Genomic DNA, 18,657 nt, shown 5'->3' on the forward strand with positions numbered 1-18,657 from the left:
GCTTCAGCGGGTTTCGTTAGACGCTTTAAATGCTTTTTTGATTTTTCCCTGTGGGGCGTTCAGCTGCCGGTCTGACAGGAGGCCACTCTTCGAGTGGCCTGCAGAAATGCAATTAAATCAGGATATTTTAAGCTACTGAATTCTATCACTTTTCAGGCGATCTGAAGCATGTCGTCGCTCATGCGGTTACGAAAATAACCTATGGAAGACCGCGTGGAGGACTTTTAGGTCAATTTCATATTGATTGTACATTTGGTAAGGAAAATTATAAATAATCACTGTCATCATCATAAAAGGATTGGTGATCCATGCTCACAAAAGTAGATGGTCTGAGGAACTCCGATCAGCATTGGAGCTCTGGTGTCTTCGTAAAGCAGTGCTCTTGTATGGGAATCCCGATCGCATCTGGGATCACGCTCCCACCAGTTCCACGAAGTGGCAGACCCCGGAAGTATCCGATCCGTGAGATGGAGGTGGGGCACTCGTTCTACATTCCCGAGGTCGAGGGCAAAGGCAAGGGGCCACTCCGGTCCGTGAAATCAGCCGTCCGGGCCCAACTGCGTGGCGTTCCTGGTGGACGCCGGCAATTTGCCTTCCGGCGCGAGGGCCAGGGGTGGCGCTGCTGGCGCGTGGCATAGCGTTAGGTCGAACTCCGCCATGCCATCAATGGTATGAGCACCTGGTGGGTGGCGGCCCTGGATCTCGCTGCTGCCCCGGATGCCGGGTTAGAGGCAGCCGCCACCAAGCCCCGAGTTCCTCCAGCCAATGGACGGCTTCAGGCTCATGCCGCCTCGATGATCGCCCGGTAGAGGTCGAGCACTGACGGCTCGAAGTCGAGCATCAGCCCGCCGGGGATCTTCTTGCTCCCTCGCGCCGGCCACAGGGGAAACTCCTCGGCTTTCACGCCCTGCTCGGAGGCCCGCAGCGCCACCCAGACCAGCATCTCATTCCGCCTTCCGAACGCGCGGTGCAGGATCTGCAGTTCCCAGAACCGCCGCTCCATAATGCGACGAAGTGCGGCAGGGCGGTGATCGACCCGGCGCTTCCGCTGCTCGGCCCGGCAGCGGGGGCAGATGCGCTGGTAGTTACAGAAGCACTTGAAGCCGCCCTGGCGGATCGGCAGCACGGCTGCCGTGATCAGTGGCTCCGGAGCGCCACAACCGAGACAGCGCCGATAGATGCGGCCGCTCGCTTTCTGGAAGAGGCGCCGCTCCATCCGCTCGTAGATCTGCTGGGAGACGTGCATCTCTTCGCGCTCGGCCGCGAAGAAGTTGGCCTGCACCTGGGTGATGCAGTCCCCGGCCCGCTGTCGCAGCGCGGCGTCCTGCACAGCCTCCAGGTGCGTCCGCGCCTGGAACCACGGCAGCGGCTCCCGCCGGCCGGTCTGCGCTTCGGCCAGCCACTGATCGTCGTAGACGCGCATCACTCGGCCTCGCTATCCCGCCCTGCTTCCGCTTCAGGGACATAGGGATGCCGAAGCGTTTTGAAGAGTATACTCCGTGTTAGCATACCCGCCAATGCGGGCCTCCTCCGCGCATGGAGATCCGCGCAGTCCTGGCTTTCAACCTGCGGCGCTATCGGCGCGCGGCCAAGCTTTCCCAAGAGGAGTTGGCGCACCGCGCCGGGATCGACCGCACTTATGTCAGTGCCCTGGAGCGCCGCGTCTACGCGGTGAGCATCGATGTGCTGGACCGGCTGGCCCACGAATTGGATGTCGAGGCCGCTGACCTGCTGCGGCAACCGCCGGAAGCGATGGCAGGGCAGAAGTAGCGCAGGGCTATGCAGCCGGGGGCCTGCTCATTTGGTTTGGCGGGAGCTGCCGCCGGGCCCAGGTGCCTCGGCCGCCCTGACTGAGCTACCCACCAGATACAAAGATCAGGGTGCGTGGCGTCCTCGCTCAAGCGCCCCGGAAGCCCCGGCGGCCCCAAAATCCATGGCTACTCGGTCCAGCCGAAATCCTCATCGAGAGAAGATCGGTACTCTTTAATGATCCCCTCGGGATCACGCCCTTCGATCTCTCTGCCATTGATGACCAGATATGAAATATTAGACAGGATGAACGATGCGCTAGACAGTATCTGTTGGAGCTCTTCAAAAGATAGACTGCAATCTATCTCGGCATTATCCATGCCGAATTGGAATCCACTGGCCGTGACGGCGTCATATACCGTTGGCTCAGGGCCTGCCATCTTCCCAAGCTCATTGCCATATAGGTAGAATCCGCCTTTCTTTTTCTCGGTCCAGCAATAGCTAACCCCACCCGCATCGCTTTCTTCGTTGATGGAAAAGCTTTGTACGGTTGGCATCGCGCACCTCCTGATCTGCCAAAAGTCTTACCGAACAATACCGCTCCGGCGTGTCGCTTGGCTGGCCCCCTTGCTTCACCGGACCACCGCGTTCAGCCAGGCCTCGTCGGCGCGCCTGGGCCGGCGGTTAGCCGAGACCCACAGATCCAACAGCTGAACGGGGAGGGGGCTGAGGGCCGCCCGCAGCGTCACCTCGGTATGGTCGACGAACAGTCGTCCCCAGCGCCCGTGCTCGCCCTCGCCGTGCTTGAAGGACAGGTACCAGGCCCCGCCCGGCCGCAGCGCGGCGAGCAACCGGGCCGCGACATCCGGAAAGGCCGCCTGGGGCACGTGCAGCAGCGAGGCGCAGCACCAGATCCCGTCGAAGGCGGCGTGCCAGGCGACCGCGTCGAAGGTCCTGTGGTGGACCGTGGCCCGGCTCTCCAAGCGAGCCCGGGCCGCTGCGACCATCGCGGCCGGGGCGTCGAAAGCCTCCACAAGAAGTCGATCAGCTTTGCCGGCAGCACTGCCGATGCCGCCTATAGGCCGGCTGCGGCCACATTGGGAGCAGCAGCAGCGCGAATGCTGCAGATGTTCAGGGCGATGGCAGGCAAAGTGCGCGGCGAGCACCTCCAGCGGTACATGCGCATCAGCCCAGCTTCATCCTAGGGCTTGGCCGGCGCACGAACTCGGCTCATCGGCGCATTCCCGACTTCCACTTTTTGCTCGCTGACAATTTCCTCGACTTTCTTCGCTTGCTGGGCGGCCGAATGGATTCGATCTCGATGACGCTCCCATCCGTACGACTGACCATAAAGCCTTTGTCAATGCGCCGCCCCTCGTTCGAGCCTTTCGCCTTCTGAACGGCAACTTTGGTCGGTGCGGCCGGTAACGGGGTGATGTTCAGAATCGGTGCCTGGTTCGGCTGACCACTCACCGCCGGCGGCTTGGGAAGGGAGTGGACCGCGGGAGCGGAAGAACTTGGCTTTACCTCAGAGGCAGCCTCTTTTGAGGGGAGCCAGCCTCGTCGAAGCGTCTGATCTTCAACGGCAAGCGGCTCGCTGCCCTGTTCCCGAAGGCGGCGATCTTGCGCAGCCTTGGACCAGTTTAATCGCCCCATTGCCGCCCTCCGCGCGTTTGCACGTTTGCACGTTTGCACGTTTGCACGTTTGCACGTTTGCACGTTTGCACAAAAATCTTACGTTTAAGGTTTATATTGCGACAGTATATTTTTCTTGATCATGCGTAATTGTGGCCGATTTCATGTAAGCGTTGCTCCGCGACCCATGACAGCGGAATAGCGGTCATCCTGGTCTGGTGGCGCCAGCCGCGAGACCCCGTCGAACCCGCGCCGCATATCGGTCGGGCCTGCGGCCAACCAGACCCGCCCTCCGGCAGGCGGCGCGATCACGCCTCCAGCACCATGGCCAAGCGGGCCACTGCCGTGGGATCGGCTGGCATGCCGACCCCCAGCACCCGGCCGTTGCGCAGCACGCTTTCGATCGACGGTCGCGTTGCGGGGCTTCAGGATGCGGTTGAACGTCGCGTTGAGGTCGAGGGCGGTGCGCGTGCCGTCGAACATGCGGCTGATCGAGAGCACGACGCCGTTTAGGCTCGCAGACCGTGCCGTGAGGAAGCCCTGCGCGGCGTACGAGCGGCCGAGGCGCTCGGCCAAACCACGGTCGTAGGCAAGTGCGCGCCAGAGGGCGATCTGGTGGACGAGAGCCACTAGCTCCTGATTTGCGCGGCGCAGTTCGCGCGCCGCAACCTCGAGCTTGGCGGGCGCATCCGCTGGCAGGATCCGCTCTGGCTCAGGCGCCGGTCCGAGGTCGGGCGAAGCGGCTTCGGTAGAGACAGTGGAGGACAAGGGTGTGAACCTGCATAATGTAGCGGCATCATGCCCCGTTTTTGGTTTCGTTATTATAACGAAAAGACGTTCAACGTCCGTGACCAAGGCCAGGAGTGGTCGGAGCGATTGTCTGAGAGACCCGTCATACGATCAAGGCGAGAAAGTATGCTGAATCAGCCTGTGCGCCCGTCGGCATAGGGCAGTGACCGCCGCAGTGTCCGAAGTGCGGCCTGCCAGAACAGCGCGTATAATTGGCTCCGGAAGACACAGACCGAACTTTAGTGCCTCATTGACATTGTCCGGGAGCCGCGGGTGCACCGCATCCGGCTCGATGGCATCTAACGCCGACGCCAGCTCGCTTGGGTCCCGCATCTTCACGGTGACGGTGAAATCATCGAAAGCTGTCGCCGGTAAGCCAAAACTGCTCAGGCCCGACGCGATGGATGCCATCGCGGCGCCGCCGGCAAAGCCCCACAGCACGACACGCGCTCCGCCGTCCGCCACGAGCGGAAGCGCGCCGGCGTCCACGAACTCAAGGCGTGTGCGGATCTGCTCCAGCGCCGCCTCGGCGCGCCGCGACAAACGACACCCCGACAGGGTCCCTGCCACCACGCGTTCGACGGCGTTGGCCACCATACTCGACATCGGGCGTCCACTGCCGAGCCAGCGTGAACGACCGCCACCCTCGGTCGGCAGCACGGAGACGGTCCGGCGCCTCCAGTCGACATCCGTGACCCTCCAGCTTCTGCCGCCGAGCGAGATCACGGCAGGTCCGCCGCCGTGGCCTGGCGCGATGCTGGCCGGGTGAACCGAGCCAAGGTCCAGCGGCCCATGCCGGACGGCCAACAGGAGGGGTTGGCTGAAGGCGGCGACGAGGTCCCCGAAATGCCGGCGGCCGAATTCACGTTCGGCGACGGATCCGAGGCCGAGGACACCCGCGTCCTCGGCGAGGATCCCGTTCGCCAGCATGTGCGCGAGAACCTCGTGGCGATCCGCCTCCGGCACGGCGTCCGCCGCTGCGCCGAGCCAGAGTTCTATGTCCGCGCGCACGACGCCCTTCTCCTGGAGGACGAGCGCCATGACCTGCTGGGCGAAGATGTGCGACGGCCGCGGCGGCGCCTTGATCGCTTCCACGGCCCCCTCGCGCCACAGGGTTGCCAGCGCCAGGCAGGCCAGCAGCTCTTCATCGTCGGTGGCCAGGAACAGGCAGTTCCTCGCCGTCCCGCTCCGCCGTCCCGTGCGGCCCATGCGCTGGAGGAAGGAGGCGACGCTCGGCGGCGCGCCGACCTGGATGACCCGGTCCAGGTCGCCGACGTCCAGCCCGAGTTCGAGGGTGGAGGTCGCCACGATGACGCAGTCCGGCTCGGCGACGAAGGCGGCTTCGGCCTGGCGCCGCTCGTCGAGCGAGAGCGACGCATGCGACACGAAGGTCCTCACGCCCGCCGCCCTGAGCCCCGCCGCGATCTCCTCGACGCGCGTCCGGCTATCCGCGAAGACGAGCCGCCGCTCGCCGCGGTGCAGGCGCGCGATGACCGTGACCGCGTTCCGGACCGACCCCACGTGATCGGCCGTGACCTCGCCGTCTGCCACCGGGCGCGTGGGCCCGAGTACCCGTCCGCCTCGCCCCAGCGTCAGCCAATCGAGCAGTTCGGACGGGTTACCGACCGTCGCCGTCAGGCCGATGCGCTGGATTTGGCGGCCGGTGAGATGCTCAAGGCGCGAGAGCAGGAACAGCAGATGCCAGCCCCGATCGTCTCCGGCGAAGGCGTGGAGCTCATCCACGACGACCGAACGGATGCCACCGAGAAGGTCGACGTGATCGAGGCGCGCCGAGATCAGCATCGCCTCCAGGGATTCGGGCGTGGTCAGCAGGATCTCGGGCGGGTCCCGCAGCATCCGCCTCCTGGCGGGCTCGCCGACGTCCCCATGCCACAGCCCGACCCGCAGGCCGACGAACCCGGCGTAGCGCTCGAGGCGCGGGGCGAGGTTGTTCAGGAGCGCCTTCAGCGGGCAGACGTAGATCGCCGCCACCCCCCGCCCGCCCTCTCCGGCGATGCGGGAAATCAGCGGAAACGCGGCGGCCTCGGTCTTCCCGCCCGCTGTCGGGGCGAGCAGCAACACGTCCTCGCCGGCCATGACCGGCCCGACGGCGGCGGCCTGGGTGGGCCGCAGGTCGGGCCAGCCGAGGGTGCTGACGATGTGGTAGCGCAGCGCAGGGTGAAGCGCGTCGAACGCTGCGCTCACGGGTCGAGCTCAACGTCGTCCACGTCGGTCGCACCGGCGGCGGCGCGCTCAGCTTTGGTCATCTCCCGCTCGTCGATCGTCGGCGCGTAGTGCCGGCGCGGGTCGAAGTCCGCGAACTGGTCCACGCGGTCGAGCACCTCGGCGACCAGCTTTCGGAGGTAGAGGCGTGGTGCGACGCCAGCCCGCCCGCCGAGGCGCCCCGCGACCCCGCGCGCGAGGTCGGCGACGTAGCCGTCGTCCACCACCGCGCGGATGCGGGCCTCCTGGGCGCTGTGCTCCGCGAAGAGGTCGCGGACCCGCCGCCCCACGATGGCCAGAGCGTCGAGGTCGAAGCCCTGCAGTCGCACCTGGACGGCGCGCGGGTTGTCGAACCGGGCGTCGGTGGCGAAGTCGGTGTGGAGCCTCTGCGCGAGCGGTGGGAGGCGCTGGACGCCCTGCGGCCCGTCGAAGAAAGCTGTCGTGCCGGTGACGACGAGATAGAGGCCGGGGTACCGCCCGGCATCGAGCTCGTCGAGGACCTGCCGCAGCGCGTTGAGGCCCTTCTCACGCGTGTCGGCGCGCATGCGCTGGAGCGTCTCGACCTCGTCGAGGACCAGGAGGAGGCCCGATCGGCCGCTGTCGCGCAGGATCGTCAGGAGGCCGCCTAGGAAGTGCATGGCCCCGAAGGCGTCGAGGTCCCCCTTGATCCCTGCCGCACGCTTGACCGCGGCCGCGACGTTCGGCTGGCCGCCGAGCCAGGCGATCAGGCCCTCGGCGAGGGCAGCGTCGTCCGCGAGAAGGGCGCGGCGGTACGCGCGAAGGACGGCTGAGAAGGCGGGTGCCGTCCGCGCGATCGCCGCGAGCCGGCGCTCCATGACGGCCTCGGTGGCCGCCGCCAGCGCCTCCGCGTCGTCGCCCGCGATCCGCCCCTCGGCCAACACGTTCTCCTCCAGGGTGTAGAACCACGCGTCCACGGAGGACCGCAAGGCCCCCTCGGGGGTGTCGGAGGTCGCAAGGCGCTCTACGAGGCGACGGTAGACGGTCTCCCAGCGGTGCAGGGGCGTCTCGGTCTCGCTCACCTGCACCTCGGCCGTAGCAAAGCCCGCGGCGCGGGCGCGCTCCTGCAGCCAGCGCGCCATAAAGGTCTTCCCCGACCCGTACTCTCCGCGGACCGCCTTGAAGGCCCCCCGCCCGGCCGAGGCGGTCGCGAGGTCAGCGTCTACCGCGGCCTCGAAGCGGTCCATGCCCACTGCGAAGGCGGCCAGGCCCTCGTGGGGCACGGTGCCGCGGCGGAGCGCGTCGAGGATCGCAGCCCTGCGCTGGACGCCGATCATCGGCGACCGCCAAGTTCGAACTGCACGCGGAGCAAGGCCTCGTCCAGAACGACGTCCTCGCCGTCCACGACGAGGATCTGCGCCTGGTCGAGGTTGAGCACCCGCCGCGCCGCGCTGACGAAGCCCGCGAGGCGTAGCACCGGTGTCCCAAGGGCCTGAGCCAGGCCCGCCCGTGTGATCCGGCCGCCCCGTGCCGCCAGCGCTGCCAGAAGCGCGCGGATCTGGTCGTCGGGGGGCGCCCCGCGCCCAGCCAAGATCCGCTGGGCGGCATAGCTCTCCGACCGCAGCAGCGCTTCGATCCAGGGCGGGGCGGAGCCCGTCGGCACCCGGGCCTGCGATGCTGCCCCGGTATCAGACGCACCACCGCGGCCATCCGCCTCGCTGACGAAGAGATCGACCTGACGCGGTTCCGACTTCCGGCGGCCGGCCGGTGTTGAGGCGACCTCCGGCTTGCGAGGAGGACTGGGCTCGCCCTCGGCACCGCGCCACCACGCTGGCTCGGCAGGCGGCGCCTCGGTCCACCCGGACGGAGGGTCACCGGACGACAGCACGGCAACGGGCACGAGGACTTCCTGGGGAGCAGCCCCTCCGTGGTAGCCACCCCGCCGCGCAGCGAAGCGGAGGCGCTCGCTCCATGCCGCGACGATCGTCGTCGCTCCTCCGGGTGCCAAGACGCGGCCACCCGCGAGCGCGACCTCGCCGTCGCCCGGCGCTGTGCCGGCGCTTCGCCAGCGGTCGCCCGCTCCGCCGGGCATCTGCACGGTCCCCTCGTCAAGCACATGGCCGTGGTCACCGGTGACGACGACGATCCGGCCGGCCTGCCGAGCGGTGTGTAGGATGGCGGAGACCTGGCGGAAGTCATCGGCGGACCAGGTGATCTCGAGCTGGTCGCTTCCGGACAACTGGGCGTCGACCGCGTTGTGGACGATCCCGACGATCCTCTGCTGATAGTCGGCGACGGCGGCCTGGACGTCGACACCGAGTTCCGGCCCGGAGGCGAGGTCGGCCTTGTGGAACAGCCGCGGGGGCTTCCCAGCCCGGGACGCCGCGACGAGGCTTGGAAGCCCTGCGAAGCCCGCACGCTCCGCCGCTTGGTCGCCTCGCGTCAGCCTCCCGCCGAGCAGGCTGGCCCGCGAGATCTCGGTGACCGAGGGCAGCGCCGCGGCGCCGATGAACGCACCGCGCCCGTCCGTCGGGGTGAGTTCCGACCAGCCCAGCCGCCCGACGGTCTCGGCGAGGTGACGCCAGACCGCGAAGCTGAGGCCGTCGAAGACGAGGAGGAGGACCGGCTTCTCGCGCGCCAGCGGGGCGACCACCACCTCCAGGACGCGCTCGACCGGGAGCGGCACGTCGCCGTGCCCGCCGCCCTGATTCCATCCCTTCAGAAGCGTCGCAAAGGATTGGTTCTCCGCATCGCGCTGCGCTGCGGCCGCCTTGGCGACACGGGAGTAGGCGGCCGCAACGTCGGGAAGCTGATCGCCGCCGCGGAGGGCCTGCCGCGCGCGGTCCACGAAGCCCCCTTCCTGGGCGTAGCCTGCGGCAGCTTCTGCAAACGTGCGGACCGCTCGCTGCCGCCCCCTGGCGAGCCAGCCCACAATCCTGGCGGCCATGGTCAGGCGCCCGATCCGCGCGGCGTTGTCGCCGGCGCGGTCGTGGCCGACGACCTCGCGGACACGGTCCCAGGCGGCACCCGCGTCGTCGGCCTGACCCGTCTCCGCGGCGCGGCCCAGCGCGTCGGCTGCCTCGCGCAGCCTGGCGTCGAAGCCGAGCTGCAAGGCGGGGCTCAGCCCCGCGGCCGCCTCGGCTCGGACATCGGACAGAATCGCGGCGGTCCGTGCCTCCGCGGCTCGGCTTGCCCCGGGATTGTCACGGGCAAGCCGGTCGAGCACCCGACGTCCCGCCTCGGCGAGGCTCCGGCCCACGTCGGGATCGATCGGGACGCCGCCGACGAGCGGTTCGAGCCGAACGGCAGCGTCCCGGAGCTCGACGCGCGGCGCTGCTTCACCGAAAACCACGCCGCAGGCCAGCGCGATGGCCAGAGCATCACCGCCCCGGCCTGCCACGGCCGCACCCAGGACCAGGGCCGCGGCCGGTCCTCCCTCCATGCCAAGGCGGCCAGCCAAGGCCTGGCGGACGTCAGGCGGAAGCCGCGCGAGCCGGTCCAGGCCGACCGGGTCGAGCGTCCAGGTCAGCAGGGCCGCCGCGTCGCCGCGCCCCTCGGGCAGCCCCAGCACCTCTTCGAGCGCGGCCCGCCATGCCGTGTCGAGGTCCAGGACGCCACCCGATGCCGGGCGGTATCCGTCTGCGGGCACGTGGGCCAGAAGCAGATCGGCAAGCCAACGCTGCGCCGCCAGCCGCGGGTCGACCGCGTGAGCCTTGAACAGGCTCCGCAGCGCGGACCACCGGTCGGTCTGCTCGAGCCGGGCGCGCGGGAATCGCGCGACGATGTCGCCGGCGAGGGCCGCGGCGTCGAGTGGGGTCAGTAGGATCATCCCGTCAGCGTCGGCTTCCATCTCGTTGAGACGCTCCCGCATCTCCAGCTCGGATGGGCACCAGGCAATGCGGAAGCGCTTTCCACGCAGCTCGATGGTTTCGGGCCAGGTGCGCTTGACCGGGGAGCGCATGGCGAGGACGCGCGCGCCGGCATCGCGCCGCAGGAGGTCCTCCAGCGCCCGTTCGATCTCGGCCCGGTCAGGTGCCAGCAGAGGGCTCAAGCAGCCCCTCCGGACTTCAGTCGGGTCAGCCGCCACGAGATCGTCAGTCGGGCGCCGGGAGAGGCGACCAGGCGACCTCTCAGCTCGTCAATCGCCGCTGTCGCGGCGGATGCATCCAGCACCACCTGTTGGCGCTCGTCCACCACCTCCTCGCCGGGCGGCGGTGGCGGCGGCGGTGGATCGTCTCTGGGCGGCGGCCCATCGCTTGGCTTGGTTTCGGCGAGCAGCCGCGAGGCCCGGGTCTGGACGTCGCGGAGGACGGGCCTGAGTTGCACCGCATGCTCGTCCGCGTCGAGCATCTCGACGAGCTTCTCCCGCAGGCCCTCTGAAGCACCCTTGCGATGGTCACCCAGGCCAGTGCCGGCCTCGATGATGTTCCAGTCGGCCGAGACCACTGCCTCCCGGACTTCCGACAGTGCAGCCAGCAGGCGGCCCACGGCTGCCTCGCTCGTCTCCAGTTCCGCATCGGCCAGCGCCTCGACGCGGGCGAGCGGCGTGGCCGCCCCGGCGAGGTCGCCGAGAAGCACCTGAGCGGAGCGCAGCGTGGTGAAGCGCGGAGCCGTGGCCGCCACGCCGAACCTCTCCGCCCACGGCGGGAGGTCCTTCAACAGCTCAGCGAGGAGCGTCCGCTTGGCCGCGCCCTTCTCCTGGAGCTCGGCCGCCAGCGCCGACAGCGTCGCGCCCTTCCGGACCTCGCCCGGCTTCAGGCCGAACAGGGCTGCAGCCCGTTCGCGCGCCTTGGCCCAGGTCGTCTCGTCCGGGAGGGCTTCCTCGCGGAGTTCGACGGTGTCGTCGATGCGGTCGAGCGATATCGTTGCAGGCGCGCCGTTGCGGACGGGCGCGCGGTCGGCCTGCGCGGCGAAGGCGAGGATGACGAGGTTCTGCACGCGCTGCGGCAGCCCCATCGGCTTCGGCTCGTCGATCCAGTCGCGGAGCTTCGCCACCGTCAGCGGCCCGCCCCCGGTTCGCGCATGCATCGTGGCGAAGTGGTTCGCCCAGTCGTTGGTGAGTTGGAGCTGCGTCTGGCTCATCACCGCGAGCTTCAGCGGGACGGCGATGGCGCCGAGATGCTTCCGGTCCGCTGTATCCTCAATGAACTTCCGCTGGTCCGGCTCCTGCGCCGCCTCCTGGACACGGTCCAAGACGCGGCGAAGCACGGCGTCCCGAACCTCGGTATCGAACAACGGATGGGCGGGATAGCGATGCTCGAACCAGCGATCCAACAGCTGCGTCACCGCGCCCTTCATGTCGGCGCCGACCGGCATCTGCGGCATGAAGGTGCCCTGGAGTGACACCAGCCGATCTTCTGGCGGCACAGGCGTGCCGATGCAGCCATCGTTGTCGTTGCGAATGCCGTAGGCGGTCTCGATGCAGGCCCGGATGCGCTGGTGCAGGGCGCTCTGCTGGCTGCGCAGCACGGCCCGCGCCTGCTCGCGGTCGGAGGCCGACAGCATCCGCGCCGCCTCGTTCAGCCGCTCGCCGGTCCCGGCCAGCAGGAAGTCGATGCGGACCAGCGTGCCGAGGTCCTTCATCGCGCGGTCGCTCAGATAGGCGGGCTGCCACACCACGCCCCCCGATGCGCCTTCGTCGTTGAAGTTCTTGGCGTGGGCCAGATGCGTCGAGGGCGGTCGCCCCTTCGGATCGAAGGGCAAGCCGAGCACCAAAACCGGCACGCCGCGCCCCTTCAGGCGCTCGGGGCTCACCTCGGCTACAGCCTCGAAATAGAGGTCGACCTCCCGCTTCGTGCCGCGCCAGGCGTGCTCGTAGCTCACGAAGGGCTGGGCGCCGATAAGGGTGCCGTCCTCCCGGATGCCGAGCGCGTCGAACAGGATCCGCTGGAGCTTGCTGCGGCGGGAGCCATCGTTGTCGGCTGTCCCCGCATTGGCAAGGATCGGCTCCACGTCCACGCCGCTGATCTGCAGCGACACGATCGGGGTCTGGTCGTCGGTGATGCGAATCTCACCGACCCGCGTCGCCCACTTCCGAACCTTCTGGAGGACGATACCCCCCTCCCCGCCTGGTACCGGCGACACGACGGTCCCGTGGTTCAGGGCGGCCAGTCGCGGTGCGGTCAGCGCCCGTAGCGCCGCCACCTCAGGCACCAGGGCCGCGAGCAGCAGGGTCTTCAGCAGACGTGCGTCGTTGGCGAAGCGCCGGGCCACCTGCGGGTCCGCGCGACCGTCCTGCAGGTCCTGCCAGGACACCGTGTGCTCCTGCTCCAGCAGCGGGAGCAGCTTCAGGGTCCAGAGCTTCTTCGCGTTTTCGAACTCGATCAGCATCCCGTCCGAGAAAGGCTGGTCACCCGTCGAGATCTCGTCCCACAGGTCTCCCACTGGGATCAGGGCGCCAAGACGCAGCTCGTCCCGCCGCTTCACCAGTAGGGTGAGCATTAGCTTCAGCGCCGTGCGCTCCCGCTGCAGGACTGACGACGCCGCGATCAGCGCCTGCACCAGGGCCGGGCTGAACGGGTAGGTCATGCGGAACAGCGCCCGCTCGCCGTCCGAGCCGAGCAGCGTGTCCAGCACCGTCTGCCGGGCACGCATCACTCGCTCGAACTCCGCGTCAATCTCTTGCTTCGCCGTCTCCGACTTCGGCGCGAGAAGGCGCTTCTCGGCGATCACGGGCAGGTTCCGGTCCTCCAGCAGAACCTTGTCGAACCGCGCCTCCCAGTATTTCAGCGTATCGAAGAAGCGCACCTGTAGCGCACCGGCGTGCTGCTGGCCGATGAGGTCGCGCAGGTCGCGCTGCCGGGCCACGAAGGACACGATCGGGATCGGCCGGTTGGCGTCCTGCGCCTCCACCAGCTTCGACAGCTTCGAGCCCTCGTCGTTGACGAAGTCCACGTCGCCGGCGCGGCTGGCGAGCCACAGGATCAGCTCGTCGAGGAATAGCACGACCGCGTCGTAGCCCAGCCGCTTGGCGTGCTGGCTCATGATGGCGAGGCCGGCGTCGAGGTCCACGAAGGCCTCGCCGCGCGTCGCCGCCACGCCGGCGTAATTGCTGAAATAGGCCTCGATCAGCCGGCCGACCAGGCGCTGGCGTTCCTCTCCCTCCGGCGGCTCCAGCGTCGCCGCTTCGAAGGACCCGGAGTCCCACTGGTTGCCAAAGTCGCCCCAGCCGTCGTCGCTGGCGGCCGCGCCCTCGTTCAGGTGCTGGAAGAAAGCGTCGTCGCCCATCTTGGCGCGGAGGCCGCGGGCGTCCTCGAACAGTTTCTCACCGAGGTAGAAGCCCGGCGTCGGCGCGCTCGGCTCGACCTTGCGGACATGCGCCGCGTAGCCGCCCAGGATGGCGCTGGTGACGTCCTTCGCCCCGATCATGTGGTAGGGCACCATCAGGAAGCGCTTCCCGCCGAGCCAGCGGTCGTGCTTCGTCACCACGCCCGCAAGTTCAGGCACGCCACGCGCCTTGGCGTTGCCGGCCAGCAGCAGGTTCAGCACCGCCATGAAGTGCGACTTGCCGGCGCCGAAGGAGCCGTGGAGGTAGCAGGCGGCGCTCTTGCCGCCCTCGACCGAGCCCTGGATGAAGCCGAGCGCCTTGTCGAAGGCCTTGGCGAGTTCCGTCGTGACGACGTAGCTCTTGATGGTCTCGGCCGCGCCGGCCTCAGTGACGCCGTCCGACAGCTTCAGGACGAAGTCGTTGGTCTGCACCCGCTCCGGGATGGGGATGAGGTCGCGGAGCAGCGGACGAGTGGCGTCGCTCATGCCGCGGCCCTCCGGCCGCGCGTGCGCCGGGCGGGCGCGGGCGGCGTCCAATTGCGAAGGTCGTCGATGGTCAGGCCGCGCTCGCGCGCTTCCTCCTCGATGAGGCCGGCGAAGTAGTCGCCCATGCGCAGCCCGGTCTCCGCGTCGATGTCGTTGTGCCACTGGCGGAGCCAGGGGACGAGTTCCAGCAGGCCCGCCAGCATCGGCAGCAGCCGCGCGGAAGGCCAGCCATCGGTGTCCCGCCGTTCCACGTAGAGCGAGGCGAGCGCCCGGGCGCGGGCGAGATGGTCGTGGCCGGCCCAAAGGATCGGCAGGCTGGGGTCGGCGTCGCGGACGCAGAGCGGGAAGGAGACAAAGCGTTCCTTCGGCACGTCGAGGCCGCCTCGGAGTCCCCAGAAGGTCGCGGACTGGAAGTCGGGCGTGCGGTACTTCGGCGGCACGGGAATGTCCCCGACCTCCGCCGCCTTGCGGCGCTTTGCCTCCGCAGCGATGGCGGTGTCGGCCGCCTGCTGCACGGTTTCGGCGCCGAGGCCAGCGGCCATGCGGGCGGCATAAGCTTCCGCAGCTTCGCCCTCACCGCGCGGGTTCTGGCGCGACCAGGCGGTGCGGAGGAACTCGCCGCGACGGCCAGCGAGCTCCGCGTCGATGGCGTCCTCGGCGCGCTGCTTCTCCCAGGTCGCTTCCCAGTCGGCGCGCTTGCGCAGGCCTGTTTCCCTGTAGCGGAGGGCGGCGAGGAAGGGCACGGATTCGGCCGCGATCAGCTCTGCCACCAGCGCTTCGAGATCGAAACCGGCGCGGCCAACGTAGAGCTCTGCGACGGATTGGAATTCGGCGTCGGCACGCGTCGCGTCGGCGAGGCTGCGTGTCGTGACGATGCGCGGGTCGGCGGCTTCCCAGAAGCGCGGGTCTTCCAGATGATCGAGCAGCCAGGAACGGAGCGCGTCCTGCTCCATCTTCTCCCAAGGTTCGGAGGACCAGCGGCGCTTAAACTCCGGGCGCTCGATCAGGCCGATGATGGGGTCGGATTCGATCAGGGCGATGCGGCGCTCGACCACCGCGCGGTAGTCGCCCGGCCAATGGGCGGGCAGGTCGGTGATGGGCGTGGAGCGGTGACGCTCGAACCACGCGGTCTCCAGCTCTCCGGACGCCATGCGACGGGCCATGACGATCTCGAAGGCGCGCTCGCCGAGGCGGAGCTGCGGCGCGTCCGGGTGTTCCGGCGGAGCCTCGTGCAGGCCGTAGAGGCCGTAGCAGCGCCAGTCGAGCTCCTCCTGGAGCGCGATCATGCGCGCGCGCGCGACATCGGCCTCGGCGCGGGCCGCGTGGAGGGTTTCCCGGGTCGGCACGGCGCGGGCGCAGAGGGCAGCGGGGAGGTTGGCCGAGAAGCGCTGCGCTTCGGTGTCCAGCGCGCGAGCGAGGTCGAGGGGTCGCTCGGCTGCAAGCGGCACGCTGCCGATCTTTCCCGCATCGTGTTCGAAGCGTCGCTCCCAAATCTCGTTTGAGATACCGCCTCCGATGCCCCCGTTGCCTTTGTCCATGAGAACCTGCTTCAGCCAGAAGCAGGCCGTGGAGGAGTTGAGTAGACCGAGCAGTCCGAGATGATCTTCCTCAGAGGCGTTGATCGGTAGCTTCACCAGGGGCGCCGTTCTGTTGAACACCCTGCCGCCGCGGTCGAGGATGAAGTGGTTGTGCGTAGCGACGAATGCGAAGGTCAGGGAAAGTGGCGTTCTGAACCGATTTCGAAAGAACATTGAGTACTCGTACCAACTCAAGCCTCTTTGAATCTGTGTCTGTCCATATGCGACGCGATCAGACAAGCCGGTGCGGAGTGGCCAAAGGAGACGGCAGACAGGGACGCTGGGCTCCGCTTCAAGTTCGTGCACGTTGTAAGGCCAGAGGGCTGCATCTGATGCGCTGATGCGGTGATCCCGAACATCCTCGCCCGCAACCATAGGCTTAACAAAGCGAGGTTCGACGCCATGCCGCAATGCAGCTTCACGGGGCATGAGATAGGCGTCGTCTTCACGTGTTACCGCGCCGAACCCGATCTCAATCGCAACTTCGCCGAGGGTTTTTGTTGCCGTTCTCTCGATGCGGACCTTAACGTCGCCGGCACCGCCCCCTCCTACGCTCCAGGGATGCTTACAGAAGACGGGCCTGGCAACGTCTGCAACGCTAACGAAATCGCTCTGGGAGCCTGGCAGATCCGTTTGCCCAATGATCGCGGACCATACGAGACCGCGCCCAGGTTCTTCAGGCGCGCTTGGCTCTCCGCGGATCCCGAGGACTGCGCGGATGACAGAGGCAACCGGCGACTGATTCCGGCCGAATAGGATAACAGTAGGTGTTGCGTGGCCCGGTATATATGCACCTGAGGTGTCCACGACGTGTGTTAGGTCGAGCTTCGGCAGAACTTCTTCGATAAGGACACTCCCGAACTCGCGCTTCATGAAGCTGTTGGCGACGATAAGCCCAATGAAGCCAGCTGTCTGGCGCTCGGTGGCCGTGAATGCCAAGTCGAAGAAGCGTTCTGTAAAGGGAGCACCGAGGCCATAGGTCCGATAACAGCTACTGTATAGCTCCCGGTAAGCATCCCGCATTGCCGCATCCTTCGGCGTGATGTAGGGCGGGTTGCCGACCACCGCGTGGTACTGACGACTGAGGATGGCCTCGACCGCCGCCGTGTCCTCCGCCGCATAGTGATGCCGAAGGACACGACGGAAGCCTTCCTCCGTCCCGCCCAGTTCGTGCCGGGCGAAATGCCGCCCGTGCAGAAGGCTGTCACCAGTGGCGAGTTGGAAGCGGAAGTCCGGCGCCGCGGCCAGGCGTGTCTCGCCCGCCGCCTTCAGCGCCGCCACCAGCAGGCGGAAGCGGGCGATCTCCACGGCGAAGGGGTTCAGGTCCACGCCGGCCACCGCGTCCAGCGCCTTCTGCGCCTGCGCCGCCGGCGGCATCTCCGGCGCATGCCGCCGCCATTCCTCCAGCAACCGGGTGAAGCCACCCAGCAGGAAGTGGCCGCTGCCGCAGGTCGGGTCGATCATCCGCACCTGCTCGTGCCCGAACTCGCGGATCGCCGGGTCGAGGGTGCGGGAGAGGATCCACGCCTCCACGAAGTCGGGCGTTTGCAGCAATGCGAAGCGCTTCCGCGCCTCCTCCGACAAGTCCTGGTAGAGGTCGCCGAGGAAGCGGGTGTTCCAGTCCGGGTCGGCAAAGTCGTGCACCGGCGCGCCGATCTCGGCCCCGCGATGGCGGAAGAAGTCGAACAGCTCCTTCGCCCCGTCGCCGGAGACCGGCAGCCGGAACAGCGGGTTGTGGGCGGGGTCGTAGAGGCCGCGGAGGCCGGGCAGCTGCGCCACCTCCCCAAACATCGCCAGCAGGTATTCGGCGTCGCTGTTCGTCGGGTGGGCGCGGAAGTGCTCGCGCTGCCGCATCTGCGCGAGTTCTAGCCACTCCCCGGCCCCCGAGATCAGCGGTCGGTCCAGCAGGCCGTTGTCCTCAAGGAAGCGGAGGAAGACGAGGGCGAGGATCCAGTGCACCGCCGCCTGGTCCACCGCGGCGCCGAAGAAGGTCTCGAAGGTGTCAGCGGTGCGCCTGGTGTCCCGGGCCTCCTGCCACTCGGCCTCGACCTTCGCCCGTCCGGCGGAGGATGCGTGATGACCACGAAGATCAGCCTCCAACGTCCGCCGTAGCCGCTTCAGATCCCCCAGCAGCTTCTCCGCGTTCACCATCTGACAGCCGGTCCCCCTGGTACTCATCCTTGATATGAAACACCGCCGGACATCCCCTACCCGGCGATCCTGCTGCACCAGATGCCGCCGCTCCGGCAGGACGGGGGCGGCGGCTCGGAAAGGCTAGGCGGCGGACCTCGGCGCAACCTCTACGCGGATGCGCGCCCCGGCCTCCTGCTCCGCGACTTCCAGCTCATGGGCCTTCTGCAGGTTGAGCCAAAAGGCCGGCGTGGTGCCGAAATGCCGGGCCAAGCGCAGCGCCGTCTCCGCCGTAACAGCGCGCCGCCCGCCGAGGATCGCCGTGATGCGGTTGGCCGGCACGCGCAGCGCGAGGGCCAGCGCATGCGCCGACAGACCCAGCGGCTCCAGGAATTCATGCCGCAGCACCTCGCCGGGATGGACCGGGCCCAGGCGCTCGCCGCTGTCCACCTCGGCCAGGTCCACGCGACCGGCATCGAGGTCGCTCCGGGAAATCGGCCCCGTGGTCTTCCCTCGGGACGTCACGCGTGTCGTCATGGCGAGCCTCCTCAATGGTAGTCCACGATCTCGACCTCATGCGGGCCGTCATCGCGCCAGACGAAGACCAAGCGCCACTGCCCGTTGATCCGGATGGAATGCTGGCCGGGGCGGTCGCCGCGCAGGGCCTCCAGCCGGTTGCCGGGCGGCACGCGCAAATCGTCCAGCCGCTCCGCCGCATCCAGCATCGCCAGCTTGCGGCGCGCCGCCTGGGCCAGGTCCCGCGCCATGCCCCGAGGCAGGCCGCCCTGGAAGACGAGCGCAGTCGCCTTGTCGCCGAAGCTCCGGATCACACTGATACGTATCG

General features: G+C 68.0%; 12 protein-coding genes. 1 reads left to right on the plus strand and 11 read right to left on the minus strand.

Going from position 1 to position 18,657, the window contains the following annotated elements:
* Window positions 1–781 precede the first annotated feature (781 nt).
* A complete protein-coding gene (locus E0493_RS21615) occupies window positions 782–1,423 on the minus strand; it encodes a hypothetical protein (RefSeq protein WP_160939344.1) in 642 nt (213 codons plus the stop codon).
* A 113-nt stretch (window positions 1,424–1,536) separates the two neighbouring features.
* On the opposite strand from E0493_RS21615, the gene E0493_RS21620 reads away from it, so the two are divergent.
* The gene (locus E0493_RS21620; RefSeq protein WP_160939345.1) at window positions 1,537–1,770 is read left to right on the plus strand and encodes a helix-turn-helix domain-containing protein; all 234 of its coding nucleotides are present in this window, start codon (window positions 1,537–1,539) and stop codon (window positions 1,768–1,770) included.
* A gap of 167 nt (window positions 1,771–1,937) precedes the next feature.
* Here the strand turns inward: E0493_RS21620 and E0493_RS21625 are convergent, their stop codons facing one another.
* The 10 genes from E0493_RS21625 to E0493_RS21670 all read right to left on the minus strand — a co-directional run bounded on the left by E0493_RS21625 (window position 1,938) and on the right by E0493_RS21670 (window position 18,643).
* On the minus strand, window positions 1,938–2,306 hold the full coding sequence (locus E0493_RS21625) for a hypothetical protein (RefSeq protein ID WP_160939346.1): 369 nt from the start codon (window positions 2,304–2,306) through the stop codon (window positions 1,938–1,940).
* Window positions 2,307–2,381: 75 nt separating this feature from the next.
* Window positions 2,382–2,915, minus strand: coding sequence for a class I SAM-dependent methyltransferase (locus tag E0493_RS21630; protein WP_160939347.1), 534 nt, complete (start codon window positions 2,913–2,915; stop codon window positions 2,382–2,384).
* A 631-nt stretch (window positions 2,916–3,546) separates the two neighbouring features.
* Window positions 3,547–4,152, minus strand: coding sequence for a transposase (locus tag E0493_RS21635; protein WP_160939348.1), 606 nt, complete (start codon window positions 4,150–4,152; stop codon window positions 3,547–3,549).
* A gap of 132 nt (window positions 4,153–4,284) precedes the next feature.
* Window positions 4,285–6,378: a DEAD/DEAH box helicase gene (locus E0493_RS21640; protein WP_160939349.1), complete on the minus strand. Its 2,094-nt coding sequence runs from the start codon at window positions 6,376–6,378 to the stop codon at window positions 4,285–4,287.
* Window positions 6,375–7,691: a BREX system ATP-binding protein BrxD gene (brxD, locus tag E0493_RS21645; RefSeq protein ID WP_160939350.1), complete on the minus strand. Its 1,317-nt coding sequence runs from the start codon at window positions 7,689–7,691 to the stop codon at window positions 6,375–6,377. The genes E0493_RS21640 and brxD overlap by 4 nt, the downstream gene beginning before the upstream one ends.
* Window positions 7,688–10,405 carry a BREX-2 system phosphatase PglZ gene (gene pglZ, locus E0493_RS21650; protein WP_160939351.1) on the minus strand — a complete coding sequence of 906 codons (2,718 nt, stop codon included), beginning with the start codon at window positions 10,403–10,405 and terminating at the stop codon, window positions 7,688–7,690. The genes brxD and pglZ overlap by 4 nt, the downstream gene beginning before the upstream one ends.
* The gene (locus E0493_RS21655) at window positions 10,402–14,106 is read right to left on the minus strand and encodes a phage resistance protein (RefSeq protein WP_160939352.1); all 3,705 of its coding nucleotides are present in this window, start codon (window positions 14,104–14,106) and stop codon (window positions 10,402–10,404) included. Before E0493_RS21655 ends, pglZ begins: the two co-directional genes overlap by 4 nt.
* Complete coding sequence (gene pglX / locus E0493_RS21660) at window positions 14,103–17,834, minus strand: BREX-2 system adenine-specific DNA-methyltransferase PglX (protein ID WP_160939353.1); 3,732 nt, start codon at window positions 17,832–17,834, stop codon at window positions 14,103–14,105. Before pglX ends, E0493_RS21655 begins: the two co-directional genes overlap by 4 nt.
* A 123-nt stretch (window positions 17,835–17,957) precedes the next feature.
* Window positions 17,958–18,350: a HigA family addiction module antitoxin gene (locus E0493_RS21665; RefSeq protein ID WP_202397273.1), complete on the minus strand. Its 393-nt coding sequence runs from the start codon at window positions 18,348–18,350 to the stop codon at window positions 17,958–17,960.
* Window positions 18,351–18,361: 11 nt separating this feature from the next.
* The gene (locus tag E0493_RS21670; RefSeq protein WP_160939354.1) at window positions 18,362–18,643 is read right to left on the minus strand and encodes a type II toxin-antitoxin system RelE/ParE family toxin; all 282 of its coding nucleotides are present in this window, start codon (window positions 18,641–18,643) and stop codon (window positions 18,362–18,364) included.
* Window positions 18,644–18,657 lie beyond the last annotated feature (14 nt).

This window comes from Teichococcus coralli, assembly GCF_009829925.1.
Taxonomy (GTDB): domain Bacteria; phylum Pseudomonadota; class Alphaproteobacteria; order Acetobacterales; family Acetobacteraceae; genus Pseudoroseomonas; species Pseudoroseomonas coralli.